We start from the raw sequence: 1,138 nt of genomic DNA on the forward strand, positions 1-1,138 counted from the left end.
CCCGTCTTCTCCATCGCCCCGGGGCTTGCGGCGCCCCTGGCCGACGAGCTGCGGGAGCGGACGAGGGGCTTTGAGACGTGGGGATGGAGAGGGGCGGGGGCTGCTGGTCGCCTGCCGCGCCTCGGTGGGGGTCAGCGGCACCGTGGCGGTGGAGGCGATGGCACTGCGGCGTTTCATGGTCGTCATCTACAACGTGCGCCCCCTCACCCGCCTCCTCCTGAAGGCGCTGGTGCGCACGCCCTACATCTCGATCCCCAACTGCCTGACGGAGGCGCCGGTCTACCCGGAGCTCCTGTGTGGCAACGCCGTGCCGGAGCGCATCGTGAAGGAGCTGCGCCGCTACCTGGAGGACCCCGTCCTGCGGGCGGAGGTCGATGGGCGGTTGGACCGCGGGCGGGAGGCCATGGGGACGGAGGATGCGGCAGACTTTTGGGCGGAGTGCGTGATCGGCCTGTGCGCGGGCCGGAGCGGAGGACTTGACGGTTGAGGGAGGGGCTTTTCGTATGCGAGTTTCCCTGTTGACGAACGGCCCCGGCGAGCTCTGGGGCTGGGTCCGGCCCGTGGCGATGGAACTTCGCCGGCGGGGACATTCCGTGTCCCTGTGGCTTCTGCCCTGTCCCTTCGCGTCGGGGCACGAGCGGGAGGCGGCGTCCCTGTTGGGCGTCGATAAGCTGGAGGGGCCGAGCGGCGGTCCGGGCCTCTGGCGGGCCATGGCCGACGAGCGCACGGACTGCGTCATCCAGCTGGGCGGGGACATGCTGTTCGGCGCGCGCATCGCGCGCTCAGCCCGTGCTCCGCTCCTCTGCTACACCTACGGTCCCAAGAAGGGGCTGAAGGGCGCGCGGGTCTTTACGGCCTTTCCCTCCCAGGCCCGCGCCATCCCCGGAGCCCGCGCCATCGGGGACCTCGTGAAGGACGCGCTTCTCCTGGACGCCACCCAGAGTCCGGAGCGGGGCTGCCCGACGCTGCCCCACGGGACCGCGGGCAGGGACTGGAGCCGTCCCAGGGGAGGGGGGCGTGTGCTCTTCCTTCCCGGAAGCCGTCCCCCCATCCGCCGCGCCGCCCTGCCCTGGCTTGCCGCCGCCCGGGCCGCCCTGCGCGCCCGGCTTCCGGAGGCCGAGGTGCGCACCCTCTTTCC

1 protein-coding gene and 1 pseudogene are annotated in these 1,138 nt (G+C 72.4%); both read left to right on the forward strand.

Annotated elements, in window-relative coordinates; all coding sequences use genetic code 11:
- The first annotated feature begins 70 nt into the window (after nucleotides 1-70).
- Nucleotides 71-487 (forward strand): glycosyltransferase family protein, encoded by a 417-nt coding sequence (locus tag SY1_RS10040; RefSeq protein ID WP_208873683.1) that lies wholly within the window; start codon nucleotides 71-73, stop codon nucleotides 485-487.
- A 16-nt stretch (nucleotides 488-503) separates the two neighbouring features.
- Nucleotides 504-1,138: pseudogene (locus SY1_RS10045) on the forward strand (cdisaccharide synthetase); the annotation flags it as partial.

It is taken from the genome of Fretibacterium fastidiosum (assembly GCF_000210715.1).
Lineage (GTDB): Bacteria > Synergistota > Synergistia > Synergistales > Aminobacteriaceae > Fretibacterium > Fretibacterium fastidiosum.